Raw genomic sequence first — 18,116 nt, 5'->3', positions numbered from 1 at the left:
CCCTTATATGTTCTTCTCAACCAGGAGCCGTTCCAACAGCCCTGCCGCTTTTTCCCGCCCCCGCAGTCCGGAAAGCCGGGATTTTGGTATCCCCGACAAGAAGTCCGTAAAATCCTCCAGCAATTCTGTCACGCTTTTCCATGTTTCCCCTGCTCTCCTGAGCCATTAAATCTCCCCTCTGCATAAAGCCTCCATTTGCTTTTCGCAGCCTGCCCACCCGCCTGGCAAAGAAATTGCGGATATCTGCCTGATCACCTCTGCCCTTATGCTCTGCCATCCGCTCCCAGCGGGTCATTCCTGATAAACATTTTACCATATTCAGGGAGATGTTTCTATACCCAGTCTTCCGACCTGGCGGCCAAAGCTTTAACCATTTCCGCATACTTCTGCATCAATTAGTGCATTTTGTATTGACAAAAACAAACATATCGTGTATCATATCGTTGGAGGTAGTCTGATATGAATCCTAAGAAATCCTTTTGTGAAGAGTGCAGAAACGATGTGGATTATATCGAAGCGGCGGCCCCTATGGTTGGCACCATTAAGGAAAAGGCGTATCACTATATCGGCAAAGAAGCTCACTGTGCCGACTGCGGCTCTCAGCTTTTTATTCCGGAGTTCTCGGATTACAATCTGCGGGCGCTCTATGACGTGTATCGCAAGGAGAATCACATCATTTCCCTGGAACAGCTCAAGGAAATCCCTGAAAAGTATGCGATTGGGAAACGGCCACTTTCTCTGCTCCTTGGATGGGGGGAGCAAACCTTCTCGCGGTACGCGGATGGCGACATGCCCACAAGACAATACTCCGACATCCTTGTGCGCCTCTATAATGACCCCGCGTTTTATTCCGAATTGCTGGAAGCCAATAAGGGAAGCCTGAAATCTGCGCGCGCCTATGAAAAAAGCCGCAGAGCTGTCGACGCGCTGCTGTCAGCCGGGTCATCCACAGATAGCAAAATAAATACCGTAATCCAGTATCTGCTGAGCCAATGCGAGGATATCACTCCTCTGGCGCTCCAGAAGGCCCTGTACTACATTCAGGGATTTTATTTCGCTTTCTATCAATCTTTCCTGTTCTCAGAAGATTGCCAGGCATGGGTGCATGGCCCGGTTTACAGGGAAATTTACTTCCGCTATAGAGACTACCGTTTCGATTCCATTGAAAAAGCCGATGGCTTTGACGGATCAGTATTCTCTTCCGGCGAAAAGGCCATCTACGATAGCGTAATCAACAATATCTGCTGTTACAGCGGGAAAATCCTGGAGCGCTTCACGCACAACGAAGCCCCCTGGCTTGCCGCCCGCGGCGACCTTCCTGTTACAGCGCCATCTGACCGGATTATCGGGAAATCTCTTATCGGAGAGTATTTCAGCGCAGTAAAGGCAAAGTACAACATGGTCAATCCCGGCGACATCAAAGAATATGCCCAGGACATGTTCCTTTGCAGATAACAGAAAAGCAGATAGCGGAAAACAATGCTTCATCCACGCGCGTCCAGGCATCTGCTTCTACAGATGCCTTATAGAAATCCGTTCTGCCCTTTCCATTCCCTCCATCTGCCGTCATCCATCAGCAGCTTCCAGGCTCCCCGGTAGTCCAGGCCGAAATAATCGAACTGCCGCATGAGGTTGCTGGTGAGCTGTCCTTCCGGCCTGCTGGCTCCCATACAGGCACCGCCCTTCAAGACCATCTGGCTGCCTTTATAGTCAAACCTGGCATTTTCATGGGTCCTGTACTTGTCCATCAGTTTCACAAAAAGTTCCTGAAGCTGCCGGTCCTCCACGCCCTCCGTGCACCAGACAGCATAGATCAATATGCCGGGCTCCTCTTCCGTAGACAGATACTCCAGAAAATAATCCAGCACCTCTTCTTTCCCTTTCAAATCCTTGATGCAGTGGAAAAGCGCAATCCTGTCGTTCCTGTCCAGGCCATCGCGCCCAAGGGCCTCCTTCAGCCTTCCCGCATGGACATTAGGGTATTCTTTCATGGCGCTGATGGTATGGCAGGCGTCCCGGAAGCCCTCCCCATGGAGCTTCGGCAGTTTCCGGGTCTTGTGCCTGTTCATACAGCTCCATCAGCTGTGTCGGTCAACACAGGACATATACTGCATAACGCTGAATACTGCCTAATGTAATCATGCGCTTGAACCAGCCAGCGTTATGCAGTCTGGTTTCAGGGCAAGTGAAATCGTTAAGCAATATAAATTCTCCGTCATGCCTCTGTCCCAAAGGGGTGCTGCCACCCGTCTATAAAAACAAATTGCGCCCCGCATGCCGGGCAGGAAATCCTGTCGAACATCCGGTGGCAGAGCTGTGAAAACTCTGCATCCTCTTCTGCCCTGTCCAGGTTCCGCAGCAGGTACAGGTACAAAAATACTGCCACCGGAAACGGCGTCTCCTGGCTGATTCCCTTTCTGCAGACAGCTTTTGCCATGTGCTTCTCCGCGCAGTCCTCAAAACCGTCGATTACAGACAGTAGCCCTGTCCAGGGATTCGGTTGGCGGACAGGCATTTTGTCAGTCAGACTCCGCACTTCTTCCCATGCCGTCTCCTGCACGGAAACGCTCCTGTTGCCGCTGTCCGTGATTCCTTTCCTGCGGATTATGTATGTTTCCATATGGCCTTCGGGACAGGAAGCTTCCTCCCAGAGTTCCGTATCGAACATGGTTGAAAGATATCCTAATTCCGGTTTCACGAATGCGAAAGGCGCCCCTGTCACATAATGGATGCTGTCCCTATGGGAAGAAAAATCATACCGGCAGAGAAAATCCAGTACAGCCTCCTCCGCCACAGCCAGGCTTTCCCGATACACATCCATCACTTCCCGGGACATCCCCGCTGCATAGGGCTGATAGCTTTCCGAAATCCATGCCCCCATCCACTCCCACAGCTCCACCGCCTGCGCCGGCGGCTGCCCCATCGCGATTTCCACCATATAGGGGAAAACCAGGTAGAATGCCGGGTATATGGTATTCGACTCACAGATGCGTCCGCAAAGCTCTGCAAAGACATCGGAATCCATACCGGTATCCGGGCACTCCCGAAACTGCTCCACCAGTTCCCGGATGCCAGGCTCCGCACCGATCTCCTCTGCCTGTCTCCAGGCTTCATGCCCAAATTCTATCTTTCTCATTTACTCTTCCATCTTTCCATCGTGTTGATTTCCGGCCTGTATTCCGGTCCCCGCCAGATGCCTCCAAAAATCAGCGGCGCCCCATACCCATGCAGCAGGTCCGCCATATGGCAGGATAGGTACCTGTTCCTGTCGCTCCCCTGGTACAGCCCCCACTTCCCGGCCGCAGTAATCATGTAAAGCCGGGGCCCGTCAATCCCTTCTTGTCTTTTTGTCCAGACCGTGGTAATACCGCATGAACCGGCAGACATCCTCATAAGTTTCCCTGATTGCCTTCCTACGGTTCTCTGCGTCCGCGGTCTCCCTTGTCCTGATAAAGAGCTGCGCATTGCGGTACATCACCGCCATAGGGTCCCTGGTGTCATTATACGCTTCCGGGCGCTCCTTCAGACGTTCCTCCACATATCCGGAGTTAAACCGCACACAGGATGCAAGACGTGCATATCCTTCCTCTTCCTTTCCCGAAAGCAGGTTCCATACGCCAAACAGATAGTCGTCCGCCCTCCAGGGATCCGGCCTTCCCTCTGTATCCAGATTCCACATGGGCCTGGCGGTTTTTGGGTCCCACGGCCCTTTCTCCGTGGCTTTCAGATAATCCCGGCGCTCCTTTGCAAAATAGGTCTCCAGGCTGTCAATCTTCTGCCATTCCGGCAGCACGCCGTCTGCCAGGTAAGTCAATATGTCGTCAAATTTTCTGTTGATGCTTTCCACCATGGCCGCGTCCACAGCTTCCAAACCGTACTGAATCACGCCCCACCCGTTATCCATCTTTTGGAAATAATCCCCCTGGCTGATATGGCCCGGCAGGCCCAGGATGCCATACTCAATCGCATAGACAGGACAGAGGTAACAGCTCATGGCCTCATATCCGCCGCCTCTGAAATAACCGATAAACTGGATCCGGGATACCAGTCCGTTCTTTTCCCATACAAAGGTTTTGGGACCTGCTTTTTTCATGCCGTATGCCTTTGCGGCAGGGGCAATCTTTGCCTGCAGGTTCTCCTTTAAGCGCAGTTTCAGTTCCTCCCCGCACTCTTTCCACTGTTCCGTTGTTCTTGCGTGTTTATAGTCATAAACCTTCGCCGGTTTCTGTCCGGGCGGCGTCCCCAGCAGGCTCTTCCAGTCAAAAACCACGGCTTCTGCCGGATGTCCCTCCAGATATCCCTCCCACGGCCGCCTGGCAAAAGCCGTATTCCTGTGGTATGTTTCCATGCTCTTTTGTCTGTCACGGTCCTCCTCTTCCCTGGCTTTTTCCTCATAATAACCGGAAGTCTTTACCGGACGTCCCTGGGCATGGAAATAGTAGGCAACGCCGCTCTGGGTCTTTGCCATCCAGTAATAGTCTGCATTCCATAAAGCCGGCATCATCCTTCCCCGGTCTCCACGGGTCAGGTTCTCTTCCAGCCTGGCCTTATTGCTGTTCCACCATTTTTCCCATTCCTTCGGTTCTACTTCTCCCGCCGCAACACGCAGGAACATCTGTTTCATCTCATCCTGAAAGCCCATCTTCTTTCTCATTCCTCCCCGATTTTTTCCGCTACAGCGTACTGATAGCCCGCGCTCATGCCGTATGTCCCGTTGGAATATATCTTATAGTCCCTACGGGACTCATCCCCGGGAATGGCGTCCAGCTCTTCCTGGGAAGAGATCTGTTTTACAACCTCCGCTTTCCCCGTTTCTGCGGAATGCCCTTCTTCCATTTTGCGGCGGAGTATGTACAGCGGTCCCTCATATCGGGCGGCGAACTCTGCAGGCACATGGATTGCCGTGGCATAATTGCTGTCAGCAGCGTTTTCCGTCACCTCAAATATGCGGGAAACCAGCCGATATGCCTCAGTGCGGCCTTCTCCCCGGCTTACCTCCCACTGTGCCTCTCCCTCACTGATTTCAATGATATCCTCTATCTCATAGGGAAGCCGTGAAGTGATGGTGATTCCCTCTGACTCCAGGGACCGGAACGCGAAGAATCCATCGGACATTTCCTGCCCCTCTGCCCCCTTATCCCTTAGACAGGTCCGCCTCCACTCCCGGAAATAGGGGAATCCGCCGATATCAGGGTATTTCTCACTCAAATCCACGAACTCCGCTTCCGGCGAAGCGTACAGGCGCAGGTTCCATTCTATATAGCCGCCCTCACATATGGGCCAGTCCTTTTCATCGAAGACAACCGCCTCGAGGGACTGCTCCATGGACAGCCAGGAATCATGGAATTCCAGATATTCCATCCGGGCAAGCAGCTCTTCCGCAGACTGTCCCTCGAAACAGAAATCCACCATATTCGCGTGGTCATATCCCTTTTCCCGCCATTCCGCAGGCGTGGCCACACTGTAGTTCGGGGCATCTTCCAGGCGGAACACCGTCTCCGCCCTGTAGGCCGGGGGAAGTCCATAGTTTTCTGTCAGATACCCTTGCAACGCTGCATCTATTTCCTCCCTCTGGTAATTATCCCACAAGACAGACTCGTCATCCACATCAATGCCCACGCAGAATTTCCTGTCTCCGTGTTCCATGAAAACCACCACGTTAGGATTCACACTGGGAGCAAAGAAGTCATTATATGCCTGGGTCCAGTACCCTTCCGCTGCTGCCTCTATCCCATATTTTTCCAGGATATGCGCAGCCGCCCTGTCCTCTGCCACGCTCTCTGCGGCTTCCAGGATACGCTCAATCTCCCTGCGGGTCTCCATCCGCTCCCTGCTGCAGCCGGTCAGCAGGGACAGAACCAGCAATACCGCCGCAGCCACAGTTCTGCATCCTCCAGGCTTCTGCTTCCGTTTCCCGGAAAGCGCCTTTGCCTTTCTCATCCGCTCCACTTCCTCCGCCGAAACATCTTAATCCGAACAAACACTCTGGACGAATGGAGACCAAATGTTCCATGGTCTCCTGAATGAAAATCGCCACCAGACAAGCAGTCTCCTCTTCTGAATCCAGCCCCCAGTAGCCGCTGTAGACGCCATTCCCATGCCATTGGAAAACAGCGCTGTCTTCAATCCATTTCCCGGCAGTTCCCACTCCAGAAAGCTCCTGCCCCGGTTCTGGAATTCCGGATTCGCTCCATAACTTTTCCGGAAAAGGGCAGTGAAATAATCCGTATACTTGTATTTGCCCGGATTTTTCCTTGTCCATTTCTCAAAAAAGTCTGTTCTCCTCCGAGGCCTTCCCGTCCGCAATACAGGCAAGTCCTGTATCCACGCCGAAAAAGGTAAAGACACTTCTTTCCCTTTGGCATGGCAGTCTAATAGCGGACAGCCTAAACTCCCAACAACTCCTCTTGTGAAATGTTTTCCTCACCTTTAAAAAATCAAAAAAAGATTGCCTCTGCAACCCTCTTTTGCCAATACTGAAACGGATTAATTATCAACAAACACTATACGCTCTAATCATCCAGCAACTCAGGCACTTTGTAGAGCGCCATTTCCCTTTGCCTTTTTCTGATTGCCATTATCATTTCCCGATTTTTCTTTCTGCTTTGTTCTAATTCCTGCTCATCTGCCTTTTGAAGTAAATCCGGAACAACAAGCCGCATTGGCCTGTCCTCATAATATAAATCATTCAGATAGCCTTCAATATTTTCCATAAAACGCTTCCACCTATTTTCTTTTATTATACATGGATATATCAAAAAAATCCATATATTTTTCTAATCGTATAGTTCAACTGCTCCAGCACCTTCGTATATTTCAGTCGGCTGTAAGCAGGCAGGATGACCTTCTTCAGAGCTGACAATCCAAAAAGCTGGTATCCTGTAGGTCCAGCACACTCAGCTTCACGCATTTTGCCAGAAAAGAGCAATCCTCTATCGCCACATCATGAAGAGACAGCTACTGGAGCTTCGTCATTTCCCCAATCAGGGAAAAGTCATTGTCCTTTACCACCAGCCAGGAAGGGAGACGCACATCCTCAATCTTCTTCGCGGACGAGAAGTTTCGCTTTCTGCTGTCCAGATATTTCATCTTAGCCAGGTCACTGAATGTCTGCAGTTCATGCCCTGTATTCCTCCGCCGTCATTGATTTTCTTCCATACGGTTTCGCCTTCCCAATCTTTTTATATGTGAATCCCGCCGCTCATCACTTTTTCCATGAAATCCTCAAAGGAATCGGCAACCGTCTCACATTCCTCAAATTCCGGCTCTGCGCCATAGACAACGGAACCGTCTTCCATGGAGAACGCATAATAAGCATACCCGCTGTCCAGGGACAGGAAAAAGGGCAGATGCCTGTCCCAGAACTGCCGGATTTCCTCTTTCCATCCGGCGTCGTCCCCTGCCGCTTCCAGGCTGAGCAGTTCCCACTCATTCCACTGCCAGGCCTTGTCTCCCTGTATATCATAATCTTCCGCACATAAGAACCAGGCGCGCTCGTCTTTGCGCACCATGCTTTTTACGATAGTGATAAATCTCACCCAGCTTTCCGGATAGCCGGTATATCTGCTTTTCATTGGCTCAGACAGGCAGAGTTCCTGCTTTTCATCCGCCTCTGCCATCCAGCCCCGATTTTCCAAATAAGCTAAAAATTTATCTGTCATTTTACAGTCTCCTCCAGAAACAGCAGCACATCCTCATGAGTAACGGCAAGAACCCATTCCGTCTCTCTGTGAAAGGCTCTTCCAAAAATCTTTTAACGATTTCCGTGGCCCCATTGCTTTAGGCTACTCTCCAAAATAATACCCTTCCATCCCTGTCAGCACGGACGTCTTCTTCCCGCATTCCGGGCATACATAGGTGCCGAAATAATAGGCCAGGAGCTCTTCTCCTTCCTCGTCCTCCAGAAGGTTCAGCAGATTGGGCAGCCACAGCCTTACATCCTCCAGGCTTCGGCCGTCCCACTTCCCCGAAGGCGCCTTTGCCCTTTTCATCCGCTCCGAGAGTTCAAAGTAGCCCACTTCCATGTCCTCATCGCAGTTTTCGCATTCAGGACAGACAATATAGTATGAATTAAATCCGGAAAGGGAAAGCATATAGGCAAGCTTCTGTTCCCCGAGAATCGCCGTGACAGCCATGGCAAACTCCCATCTCCGCTGAACCGCCTTCTCCCGGACACAGTCCAGGTTCCCCGCCAGGAAATCAATGGTCACGGCGCGAATCCGCAAGCCTGCGTTCCGGTAACTTTCATAGATGTCCTCCTCGTCCGGCCTGTCCCCGTATACATCCGTGGCCAGAAAGCTTCCCGCTGCCATGATGCCCCGGAACACCCATTTCAAATCCTTTTCCCTTTCCCATCCCTCCATGAGCCTGGCCAGATAGGGCAGTGCCAGCCAGGTAGCCGGATAAAAGCTCATCTGGTGCCACAGGTTCTCGCAGAGATTGTCAAAGGCAAGTTCATAGTTTGTTTTAGGCACGTTTTCCAGGCGGCGCAGCTTAAAGGTTTCCGGAGCCTTGTCCCTCTCGCCTATCAGGATTACAAGATAGTCTTCTATATTTCCGTATGCCCCTCTGTAGCTTTCCCACAGGGGAGAGTTGAAATCATGCAGCACATAAGGATACTGGTCCTGCTTCCTCTCTGCCGGTTGAAAGGGTACGGCAGGCCCCAGCTTTCTCCTGGTTCTCTTTTTTCTGAAAGCCTTTTTCCAAAAGCTGGCCGCAGCCTGCTTTTCCATATCCGCCTGCTGTTGCCACTCTGCCTGCTGTTGCCGTTCCGCCCGCTTTGCCTGCTCTGCCTGCTTTTCCAGTTCCGCCCGTTTTGCCTGCGCAGCCTGCTTTGCCTGCTCTGCCTTCCGGATATGTTCCGGCAGAAGGACTTCCTTGATTCTGCAGTTTATGAAGCAGTCCGCATTGGAAATCTGGCTGCCCTCCAGGGAAAGCCTTTCCAGGCGGAAAAGCTTCAGGATTTCCTCCATATGCTCCAGCCCGGAGCAGTTGAGCAGGCTCAGGCTCTTTAGGCTATACAGATTCCCCAGGAAAGCGCAGTCGATTATGCCGCAGGCTGAAATCTCCAGGCTCTCCAGGGCTGTACAGGTGGTCAAAAAGGAAAAATCCTTCACAGGCATGGCAGAGATAGCCAGTTTCTTCAGCCTTGACATCTTTCCGATTATGCTGAAATCCCCCCTTACAATCTCAAGCCTCTCCGGCAGGGCATCCTTCAAAGGGTCTATCAGCTTCTGGAAGACCGGCCTGCCGCCGCAGGACAGGCTCTTAATCTTCTGGAAGTCATAAAGGCTCTCCGGCACCCTGCCCAGGGCCTGGGCCGCATAGGTAAGCAGCGCAGGGTCTATTTTGATTTTTTCCAGTTCCATATTGCATTCCTCCTCCGATATATTTTTAAGCCGCGCCTGGACAGGCCGTTGTCGTCATCATCCGTGCTGCACCGCCGGGCGGCATGTTCTGTCTTATGTACTCTCCCTTTCAGCACAGCTTCCCGGCTAATCTCTCCAGTTCCCCTTTCGTCATGGGCGGAATCAGGATATGGTCTCCATCAAACTGCCTGACGCCATATCTTCCAAGCTCCTCAATAAAGCGCTCATAGGGGAACAGCCCCTCCATCACACGCTGCTCACTGTAAAGCACGAACTGGACAAACCCTTCCGTTATCTTAAGTTCGCCCAGATTCAGGAACCCGTCGGCACGGACAGGGAAAATGCTCTCGCATTCTTCTGTCAAAGCATAAAAGGCCCCTATCTCCTTTGTGTCATTCTTCTGAAGAAGCCTCGGCTTCGCATAATAGACATCAAGCGCCTGGAGCCCGTGGAGGGTCTGCTCGAAATCCGAAAGATCCGTACATGTCTCCCAGGCGGCCACCTTATCCTCCGTCAGCGTATATGGCCACCGGGCCAGGGTAAGGATATGGCTCGCGAACTCCTTATTCCCGCAAAACCGGTTCAGCGATTCCCTGCTGAACGCGGCAAAATTCGTGCAGGATACACTCTTCATAAAGTCTCTGCATGGCGGCATAGATATCCTCCCGCTCCTCTGTCTCGATGGATTCCTACACCGGCAGCAGCGCCTTCCTTGCCGCCGCCAAAAGCGCAACGATAAATTTGACCCGACAACCGCGGAAAGTTGTCGGGTCAGGATAACACAATCTATCGCTATTTCGTCAGTTCTTCCAATTCCTCTATCACCTGTCCGAATACATCCAGCGCGTCCTGGATAGGCTGGGCGCTGGTCAGGTCCACGCCGGCGATTTTCAGCAGCTCCACCGGGGGCATGGAGCTGCCGCCGGAAAGGAACTTCTTGTAGCGCTCTACGGCAGGCGCGCCCTCTTTCAGAATGTTGTGGGCCACGGCCACGGCAGCCGAGAAGGAGGTGGCGTACTGGTACACATAGAAATTGTAGTAGAAATGAGGGATTCTCGCCCATTCCACGCCAATCTCCGGATCGGACACCATATCCGGCCCATAATACTTGCTGTTCAGGTCATAATAGACCTTCGTCAGGGCTTCTGCCGTCAGGCTCTGCCCCTCCTCGGCCATCCGGTTGGTAATCATCTCATATTCCGCGAACATGGTCTGGCGGTACACGGTCCCCTTGAAGCTGTCCAGATAATGATTCAGCAGGAAAGCCCGTTCCTTCTTGTCCATGGTGTGGGCCAGCAGATATTCCATCAGCAGGATCTCGTTGCAGGTGGAAGCCACTTCCGCCACGAAGATCCGGTAACCGGCGTACATGGGCGGCTGGCCATGGTTGGAGTGCCAGGTGTGCATGGAGTGGCCCAGCTCATGGATCAGGGTGAACAGATTGTCCATATTGCCTGTATAGTTCAACAGGATATAGGGATAGCTGTCATAGGATCCGGTGGAGTAGGCGCCGCTGCGCTTGCCTTTATTCTCGTACACGTCAATCCAGCGGTTGGCGAAGCCCTCCCGGACTACCTGCAGGTAGTCCTCTCCCAGGGGAGCCAGGGCCTTCAGGACCGTCTCTTTGGCTTCGGCGAAAGGAATCTCCTTGGAAACGCCGGCGATAATGGGGGTGTAGATGTCGTACATATGCAGTTCGTCCACACCCAGCAGACGTTTGCGCAGACGCACATATCGGTGCATCTTGTCCAGGTTCTGATTGACGGTTTCAATCAGGTTCCGGTACACCTGGGAGGAGACGTTCACTCCGTTCACGGCCGCCTCCAGGGTATTTTCATAATGGCGGGCCCTGGCGTTGAAAATCAGCTGCTTGACATGGCCGCTGTAGATGCTGGCCAGAGTGTGGGAATACTGTTTGTAGACGCTGTAGAACTTTTCAAAGGTCTCCCTGCGAACCCGGCGGTCTGCCGATTCCTCCAAAGGCACGAAGCGCCCCTGGCTGATCTGCACCATCTCGCCGTTTTCATCTTCCACTTCGGGAAACGTCAGGTCCGCGTTGTTGAAGATGGCGTAGGTCTGGTCAGGATTGCTGCAGATCTCGGAGGCGTCGGCCAGCAGTTTTTCCATCTCCTTGGACAAAATATGGGGCTTCAGGCGCAGGGTATCCTCCAAATCGATCCGATACTCCTCCAGCTCGGGGCATTGCCGGTAGTAGTCCTCCAGCCGGGCGGCCTCCAGCTCCAGAATCTCGGGGGTGATGAAGGAGATGTCGCTCCCAATGCCGGCTGTGATACTGCCGAAGCGCTGGTTCATCTCCTGGTGGGTGTCGTTTCCTGTATCCTGGTCGCTGAGGCAGGATACGTACACGCCCAGATGGTGCAGCTTGCGGTACAGGGCCGTCTGCTGGCGCAGGGTGTCAAGGAGGCTCTGGGCGCTTTCGCATACATGTCCTTCCTGATCCGCCAGCTTTTTGCCCATCTCCCGGGCCTGACCTAAGTCCGCTTCCCAGCTTTCCCGGTCAGCGTACATCTTGCTTAAATCCCAGGTGTCCTCCGGGGCCACCTGGTCTCTTGCGGGTAATGTTTTTGCCATGGCAAAGTTCTCTCTTCTATAAAATATTGGGGAACAGTCTATCAGTTATAGGATAGCATACTCTGGTAAAATAAGCTATATGAAATGAACAGCGAATCTGCAGCCTGTTGCGCAAAGCGGGGATTCACACTGGGGGCAAAGATATGCGCAGCCGCCCTGTCCTCTGCCACGCTCTCCGCGGCTTCTTGGATACGCTCAATCTCCCTGCGGGTCTCCATCCGCTCCCTGCCGCACCCTGTCAACGGACACAGAACCAGCAATACCGCCGCAGCCGCAGATGTCACGGCTCTAGCGGATTTAAATTTCCGTGGCACCCATGTGGGCAATAAGCAGATTCTTGTTTTCTTAAAGGCGACGACTTGTCGCTGGGAGGAGTACCGATGGAGCGACCATCGCCATGGACTACAGAACCATCTTCCAAAGAGAACGCATAATAAGCATAACCGCCCTCCAGGGACAGGAAAAAGGGCAGATGCCCGTCCCAGAGCCTAATATTCCCAAAAATGAAATTCCCTGTTCAGAAAAATGTTCCCACTGTTTTTAACAGAAACACAATTATCCATAAACCGTCACTTCTCGCTTTCAATATCAAATAATGCTTCCAGCCCCTCCTGTGCCGCCTCATCCTTTGTCACGAACCAGAAAGCACATTCTTCACTGTCATACAGCCCAACAGCGTTAGAGGGTGGAGCGGTGTCTCTATTTACGATTTTCTCATATACTGCTTCAACTGATTGTAAAAATTTTCCCTTGTCCCAGCCATGATAACAACAATAATCTCATCCTCCTGATACTCTACTGTATATGCAAGCTCATAATTGGTCTTATTATAATAAATATCGTATCCATATACACCAGATAAATCCCCAGTTTTTGCTTCACCAATCGTATAATCTGCCCGTATTTTGCGGACTGCCTCTTGATATAGCAATTTCAGCTTTTTATCTTTCAACTTCTTTATGTACTTCGCCGCAGGCGGAAGGAAACGTACCTCTGTCATTCTTCCTCCTTCCCGCCAAAAACATCCTCGTAAGACGCATATTCAGATTCTGAAGCAGCAACTCTTTCTGCTTCCAAAATCATCGCTTCCACAGCCGGACGCACCTGACGCTGCGCCTTTTTAAAATTCTCAAGCAGGTCATTTCCACTATATCCCTGCCCAATGAGATCTGCCAGTACCTGCTCGGCAAATTCTCCCCCTGTATTTGTTTTCGCCGGACGAATGACCAGCTCATTCCCACGCACCATACACTCCGCTTCTGTCTCAAAACCCAACATAGCGAAAAATTTCTGAGGGATTGTTATCTGACGCTTCGCGGAGATGCTTACCTTTTTCATTTCCATAGGAGCACTACCTTTCACCATCGTTGCCGACATCTTTATACCCTCCTTATCGTATGCAATTCAAAGAAATAATATTCTTGGTTTCTTGGTATCCAGGATTATTGTATATAATTTCCTCCAATATGTCAAGATGCCTCCTTTTTATCTGAAACCACCTGCCAAATATTATTGTGCGCTAATCGTATCAACAATAGACATTTTACGAATTCTTTTAATCGGTCTGATTGGAAAGCTGGACAGGGCTCGGAAACTTATGCTGTTATAGCTTCACCTTTGACGCGGGAGATACGGAATATGTGATTATGGCATACTTCTGCTATCACAAAACCACGAAAAGCGAAGCCTTCGCCCTGTGCGAGAAAAAGCGCTAAGGCAAAACAGCCGACAGTTGCCGGGGGAAAACAGCATAGAACCCACAGCAAAGGAAAGGTGGATATGGCATTATGAAAATTTCACGATACGAGCAGGAAACGATTGTCAATTACAATGCAGGAGAACAGACCGCCACTGTCTACACAAAGGATAAGGCAGTCATGAGGAAACTTGACACGCTTGTTGCCAACTTCCCCGATACATACAAGCTGATGGGGCAGGACGAAGTATCTAAAAGATATTCCTTTCCCAAAGCATATGCCAGATACCGTAAGCCAAGGACAGTCAGCAAAGAATAGAGGGAACAGGTAAGGCAGATGATGATTAGACGGAATAAGTCAAATGAAAGATTTAGCAAAATTGAATGGAATTGTGTGTGTTTTTGAGGTAAAATGATACTGTGCGGAGAAATTCATCACGACAAGGAAGATAGACAGCTTTGAGAGCCTTGCGAAATTCACAGCGGACAGGGAACAGAAATATGCGCCAATCCAAGCCACCTATAAGGAGAGCCAGTCACTCAAAACAGTATCGGCAAGGAGCAGACCAAGACCGCCACAGAATTAGCTTATGCTGAGGTAATCGGCTATAACAAGAAGAGCCTTGAGAGAGAGCTTCAGAATGAGAGCCGACAGCATAACAGACAACAAAGCAAGACTAAGCGGAGGGAGGAAGAAATTTAATGAAAATTCAATAGAAATATGGGTGTGATTGTGGTATTCTGTTAAATGCTCAAATCGCCTAGGAGGATTAAGAATGTTTATTTCGATAGCGATACTTTTTATAATATGTGGGATTTTGCTTCTGCTAAAAACAAAGAAAATGCCGAAAGAACAAGGACTTCATATTATTACTGGTGTAGGTGCCATTGTACTTATCATTTTAGGAGTGATATTAACTTACTGCATACTTTCTGGAAAAATAGTTTTACCGTTACATTGATAACTTCCAGTTTGTCGAAACAACCATTACCACAATCACAACTGAATAAGTAATACAACACAGCGTCAGAGCGTATAGAAACCAGTCTATGCGCTCTATTTTTATGTAAAGGAGCAGAGAGTATGACAGAAACCAAAAATGGGCAACAGCCCCACAGCTTCAAGCGAAAGTTGGGGAACACCACTTACACCGTCAAGGTACATTTCAGTAAAGACACTGACAAAACCTTTAAGGACAGAGTGCAAAAGCTGATTATCAATGAGTGCCTTGAAAAAAATCAGAAATAATCCACGTCATTCCCCTTGCCAGGCAGCGTATAGAAAATGCTGCTTTGGCAAGGGGTTTCGTCACAGTGGAACAATCCGTTCCATCAATACGAATACAACAACTCTATGGCATCCGTCTCCAGGTTCAAACGGTATACATCCGTCTGCAGTCTGTCATACCCGTCACGCCATCCAATAGCATATTCCGCATTATAAATATTGAATTCCACATCGAAATACAAGAATCCGTCCGCATAATAGAAATTTTTGTAATCGATATAGTCCACCTCTCCGCCACCCCTCATCGCAACCTTTTTTTCAACCCCCATCGCGACCGGCACAATCTTTCCGGAATCGTCCGGCAAGGCATAGAAATTCCTCTCCTCGTCTCCCACTATGCACAAAGGCCTGGGAGGCATATATTCCCGGTAAGGCATTTCCTCATGCCTCTTCTGTCCCCAAATCAGCCGCTGCGGGAAATCGGATGGAAAGACACGATTTTCTTCCACATCCCACACAGTCGCCTCGTACCCGCTTTCATTATCCGGAACATATACCAATCGCGGAACATACACCAGCGTCCTGCCCCCGTCATGGCAGACATAAAAGGAATCGGCCTCGCACTCCATCGCCCGATAATCCGACCCGTCCAATTTCGTCGTAATAATCCGCCCGCCCTGATAAAAGTGACCAGTTCCGGCATACCCTCCATAAACGATATATATCCTGTCCCCGTCCGTTCCTATCTGGCAGATTTCTTCCGTATAGCCTGGAGTCTCCTCCGTCTCATTATTCGACGTCAATGCCAGAATTTCTTTCTGTTCCCCATCTAACGATATGGCGGCTACCCGGCAGATACCGCTTTCACCTTCCTTATGCACATCGAAATAGCACCACCCGTCATGGTAGTCCCAAAAAGTCTGATATTCACAGGCATCAAAGGCCAGCGGCACTATCTCGCCGCTCCCGCAGTCCAAAGCCGCATACGTTCCTTTCCATGTATTTTCCGGTTGCTGCTTCAGAATCAGGATACCCCTGTCCACATCGACAGCATAAATCTCCCCAAATCCATGTTCCATCCGGTTTTGCCCCTGCATATCCACCGAATATATATTGGAATAAACACGTTCGCCGCTTTCGCTTTGTTTCATAACCGCCTCTGTCATATAGAACCGTTCCCCAACCAGGCAGATACTTCCATACCCTTGATCAGAAAAAAGCACGGTCTGTTTCCCGTCCGCATCGATACACACAATCTCCTTATCCGTGCCTGCCGTCGGCGCATAGTCCGCCCACAGCGCCCCGTCTTCAAAAGAATCTATATGGTACTGCCGGTAATATACCATCCCGTCCCGGTATGCGTAACCACTGCCTTCCTGCTCCATATGGTCAAGCAGCGACAGGTCATCTGTGTATAAAGCAGGGATTTCTTCTTCTGAATCCTCCAGCTTCTCCGTCGTATAGACCATGATAATATCCGTACCGCCCTGCCTGCTTCCCGTATCCGCCGCGTCTGCCACATCCTTTTGCGCTGCAGGTGAATCCGCTTCCCGGCTTGTCCCTGCCGTTTCTCCCATTTCTGTTTTTATATCCGTATCCGCTTTCGTTCCACATGCCGTGGCAAGAAAACACAAACCCAACGGCAGCAGCCGCCACACCTTTTTCTTTTTATTATCAAAATTTTTCATTCTAATCTCCCATGTCCGCTTCAGCGGACTCAAAATTGTCACAGCAAAATTAAGAACCCATTCCCTCTCTCTGGGAAAGACGCATGCGTCCACCTGCTCCCATGGTTCAAGCTCCGAGATATAGGCAACAGCGTCTGCCATCTTTGCGGCATAGAGGGACCTGCCCCTCTCATCATAGAAAAACACCCTGTCGTCTTACAGCATGGGGATATCCTGAATCCTGTCCTTAGGAATGCATCTGGGCTTTCGTTTAAAGGAATTACACATCAGTCCGTACTTCTTCCGTTTTTCCCTGTCCACATGATTCTTTATAAAATCTGTTATACTACATAATGCCAGAATTTACCATACTGCATTGGTCAATCGTATGTAACTGGCGTTATGTAGTCAGGTTACTCAGAAATTTCAACTGTTAAGCAGTATAAAATGCTGCGCGCAACTGTCCGGGGCATCTTCGCCGCAAACTTGAGTTCTCCCATATCCAGCCTCCTGTCCGGCCCTCCCTTTTCAGAAAAGTGTTTCCTATGAGATATTGGCATGGTATTCTTTCAAATGGTTTCTAATATTCTGTGGTGTAACAGGCACTTCAGTATCTGAGAAACGATATTCTAAATGCACCTTTTTATCATCAGATATAATATGCACTCTTGACCATGCTCATCGACTCTCACATACCAATAATAACTTGTTCCCTCATATACTATTTTGCGCTTATTTTTCCCAGATACCATATTCACCTCAATCATATACTATTTTTAACAGAAACACAATTATCCATAAACCGTCACTTCTCGCTTTCAATGTCAAATAATGCTTCCAGCCCCTCCTGTGCCGCCTCATCCTTTGTCACGAACCAGAAAGTACATTCTTCGCTGTCATACAGCCCAACAGCCTGCCCATCCATAGCCTGATAAAGCGTCCGGGTATTGCCCGCAGCTATTCTAAATTTTTATATATTTATATTGTATTTCATTGCACTGAACAAAAATGGTACCATGCTCTACATCCTCAGCAATATATCTTATACCCTCTAATTGACAATCTGACATATCACTTACCTCAATAAAAATTTTATAAAAGTTGTTTATATTACCTATTTTAAAGTCCGTAACCTCATTAAATTTTAGCTCCACTCTTAAGTCGTCTTTCTCATAAGGACATGCGCTTAATACCAATGTTATATTATACTCTTTCGCGCTTTTTTCTTCCATGGATCTGCTCAAATTAAGAGTTTCAATATACCCGGTAGCTCTAACCATTTCGTACAATTTACTTTTTTCTAGTTTCATCTATCCCTCCAACGGCATTTTCTGTTTCTGTCAGAGACATTTGTAATTGATACACATTTTCTTCTCCATTCTTATTTTTTGTTATAAGCCCAAAATAGAGATTATTTCCCAAACCATTTACATTACTCCTGATTGCACTGTCTCCTGATATCTGTCCCAAATCGCCGGAAATTTTGACCATGCTTCCCATCATATCTGCCATGCTATTGGAAAGAATAATGTCTTTTTCACTGCCGGACATTTCCGTCCTCGTTC

General features: G+C 49.8%; 21 protein-coding genes. 4 read left to right on the top strand and 17 right to left on the bottom strand.

Annotated features, from left to right (window positions below):
- Positions 1–3 precede the first annotated feature (3 nt).
- Entirely contained in the window at positions 4–132 is a 129-nt protein-coding gene (locus tag NFS35_RS29055) for a hypothetical protein (protein ID WP_275564703.1), read from the bottom strand.
- A 327-nt stretch (positions 133–459) separates the two neighbouring features.
- Here NFS35_RS29055 and NFS35_RS17565 point away from each other — a divergent pair, with 327 nt between their 5' ends.
- Positions 460–1,455, top strand: a complete 996-nt coding sequence (locus NFS35_RS17565) for a type II toxin-antitoxin system antitoxin SocA domain-containing protein (RefSeq protein WP_251208415.1) — start codon at positions 460–462, stop codon at positions 1,453–1,455.
- A 68-nt stretch (positions 1,456–1,523) separates the two neighbouring features.
- Here NFS35_RS17565 and NFS35_RS17560 read toward each other — a convergent pair whose 3' ends face one another.
- The 13 genes from NFS35_RS17560 to NFS35_RS17510 form a co-directional block, all read right to left on the bottom strand.
- The gene (locus tag NFS35_RS17560; protein WP_251208414.1) at positions 1,524–2,069 is read right to left on the bottom strand and encodes a hypothetical protein; all 546 of its coding nucleotides are present in this window, start codon (positions 2,067–2,069) and stop codon (positions 1,524–1,526) included.
- Between the two features lie 146 nt (positions 2,070–2,215).
- Positions 2,216–3,136, bottom strand: coding sequence for a hypothetical protein (locus tag NFS35_RS17555; RefSeq protein ID WP_251208413.1), 921 nt, complete (start codon positions 3,134–3,136; stop codon positions 2,216–2,218).
- 192 nt (positions 3,137–3,328) lie between these two features.
- Positions 3,329–4,654, bottom strand: a complete 1,326-nt coding sequence (locus tag NFS35_RS17550; RefSeq protein WP_251208412.1) for a hypothetical protein — start codon at positions 4,652–4,654, stop codon at positions 3,329–3,331.
- Entirely contained in the window at positions 4,651–5,940 is a 1,290-nt protein-coding gene (locus NFS35_RS17545; protein ID WP_251208411.1) for a hypothetical protein, read from the bottom strand. Before NFS35_RS17545 ends, NFS35_RS17550 begins: the two co-directional genes overlap by 4 nt.
- Positions 5,941–5,967: 27 nt before the next feature.
- A complete protein-coding gene (locus NFS35_RS29930) occupies positions 5,968–6,348 on the bottom strand; it encodes a DUF4241 domain-containing protein (RefSeq protein ID WP_408629642.1) in 381 nt (126 codons plus the stop codon).
- 164 nt (positions 6,349–6,512) lie between these two features.
- Positions 6,513–6,713 (bottom strand): hypothetical protein, encoded by a 201-nt coding sequence (locus NFS35_RS17540; protein ID WP_251208410.1) that lies wholly within the window; start codon positions 6,711–6,713, stop codon positions 6,513–6,515.
- 244 nt (positions 6,714–6,957) lie between these two features.
- The gene (locus NFS35_RS29050; protein ID WP_275564702.1) at positions 6,958–7,089 is read right to left on the bottom strand and encodes a hypothetical protein; all 132 of its coding nucleotides are present in this window, start codon (positions 7,087–7,089) and stop codon (positions 6,958–6,960) included.
- Positions 7,090–7,181: 92 nt separating this feature from the next.
- Positions 7,182–7,661, bottom strand: a complete 480-nt coding sequence (locus NFS35_RS17535) for an SMI1/KNR4 family protein (protein WP_251208409.1) — start codon at positions 7,659–7,661, stop codon at positions 7,182–7,184.
- Between the two features lie 123 nt (positions 7,662–7,784).
- The gene (locus tag NFS35_RS17530; protein WP_251208408.1) at positions 7,785–9,368 is read right to left on the bottom strand and encodes a leucine-rich repeat domain-containing protein; all 1,584 of its coding nucleotides are present in this window, start codon (positions 9,366–9,368) and stop codon (positions 7,785–7,787) included.
- A 109-nt stretch (positions 9,369–9,477) separates the two neighbouring features.
- Positions 9,478–10,023: a DUF4299 family protein gene (locus tag NFS35_RS17525; protein ID WP_251208407.1), complete on the bottom strand. Its 546-nt coding sequence runs from the start codon at positions 10,021–10,023 to the stop codon at positions 9,478–9,480.
- 137 nt (positions 10,024–10,160) lie between these two features.
- Positions 10,161–11,960 carry an oligoendopeptidase F gene (gene pepF, locus NFS35_RS17520; RefSeq protein WP_251208406.1) on the bottom strand — a complete coding sequence of 600 codons (1,800 nt, stop codon included), beginning with the start codon at positions 11,958–11,960 and terminating at the stop codon, positions 10,161–10,163.
- A gap of 703 nt (positions 11,961–12,663) precedes the next feature.
- The gene (locus NFS35_RS17515; protein WP_251208405.1) at positions 12,664–12,960 is read right to left on the bottom strand and encodes a type II toxin-antitoxin system RelE/ParE family toxin; all 297 of its coding nucleotides are present in this window, start codon (positions 12,958–12,960) and stop codon (positions 12,664–12,666) included.
- Positions 12,957–13,337 (bottom strand): AbrB/MazE/SpoVT family DNA-binding domain-containing protein, encoded by a 381-nt coding sequence (locus NFS35_RS17510; RefSeq protein ID WP_251208404.1) that lies wholly within the window; start codon positions 13,335–13,337, stop codon positions 12,957–12,959. The genes NFS35_RS17515 and NFS35_RS17510 overlap by 4 nt, the downstream gene beginning before the upstream one ends.
- Before the next feature lie 410 nt (positions 13,338–13,747).
- Here NFS35_RS17510 and NFS35_RS17505 point away from each other — a divergent pair, with 410 nt between their 5' ends.
- The 3 genes from NFS35_RS17505 to NFS35_RS17495 all read left to right on the top strand — a co-directional run bounded on the left by NFS35_RS17505 (position 13,748) and on the right by NFS35_RS17495 (position 14,905).
- A complete protein-coding gene (locus NFS35_RS17505; protein ID WP_251208403.1) occupies positions 13,748–13,975 on the top strand; it encodes a hypothetical protein in 228 nt (75 codons plus the stop codon).
- A 457-nt stretch (positions 13,976–14,432) separates the two neighbouring features.
- Positions 14,433–14,618, top strand: a complete 186-nt coding sequence (locus NFS35_RS17500; RefSeq protein WP_172551966.1) for a hypothetical protein — start codon at positions 14,433–14,435, stop codon at positions 14,616–14,618.
- Between the two features lie 122 nt (positions 14,619–14,740).
- A complete protein-coding gene (locus NFS35_RS17495; protein WP_251208402.1) occupies positions 14,741–14,905 on the top strand; it encodes a transposon-encoded TnpW family protein in 165 nt (54 codons plus the stop codon).
- 83 nt (positions 14,906–14,988) lie between these two features.
- Here NFS35_RS17495 and NFS35_RS17490 read toward each other — a convergent pair whose 3' ends face one another.
- The 3 genes from NFS35_RS17490 to NFS35_RS17480 all read right to left on the bottom strand — a co-directional run bounded on the left by NFS35_RS17490 (position 14,989) and on the right by NFS35_RS17480 (position 18,102).
- Positions 14,989–16,572 carry a hypothetical protein gene (locus tag NFS35_RS17490; protein ID WP_251208401.1) on the bottom strand — a complete coding sequence of 528 codons (1,584 nt, stop codon included), beginning with the start codon at positions 16,570–16,572 and terminating at the stop codon, positions 14,989–14,991.
- Between the two features lie 941 nt (positions 16,573–17,513).
- Positions 17,514–17,861, bottom strand: a complete 348-nt coding sequence (locus NFS35_RS17485; protein ID WP_251208400.1) for a hypothetical protein — start codon at positions 17,859–17,861, stop codon at positions 17,514–17,516.
- A complete protein-coding gene (locus NFS35_RS17480; RefSeq protein ID WP_251208399.1) occupies positions 17,842–18,102 on the bottom strand; it encodes a hypothetical protein in 261 nt (86 codons plus the stop codon). The genes NFS35_RS17485 and NFS35_RS17480 overlap by 20 nt, the downstream gene beginning before the upstream one ends.
- Between the last annotated feature and the right edge of the window lie 14 nt (positions 18,103–18,116).

It is taken from the genome of Acetatifactor aquisgranensis (genome assembly GCF_943193215.1).
Lineage (GTDB): Bacteria > Bacillota > Clostridia > Lachnospirales > Lachnospiraceae > Acetatifactor > Acetatifactor aquisgranensis.
This window is presented reverse-complemented; position numbering and strand designations above follow the sequence as displayed.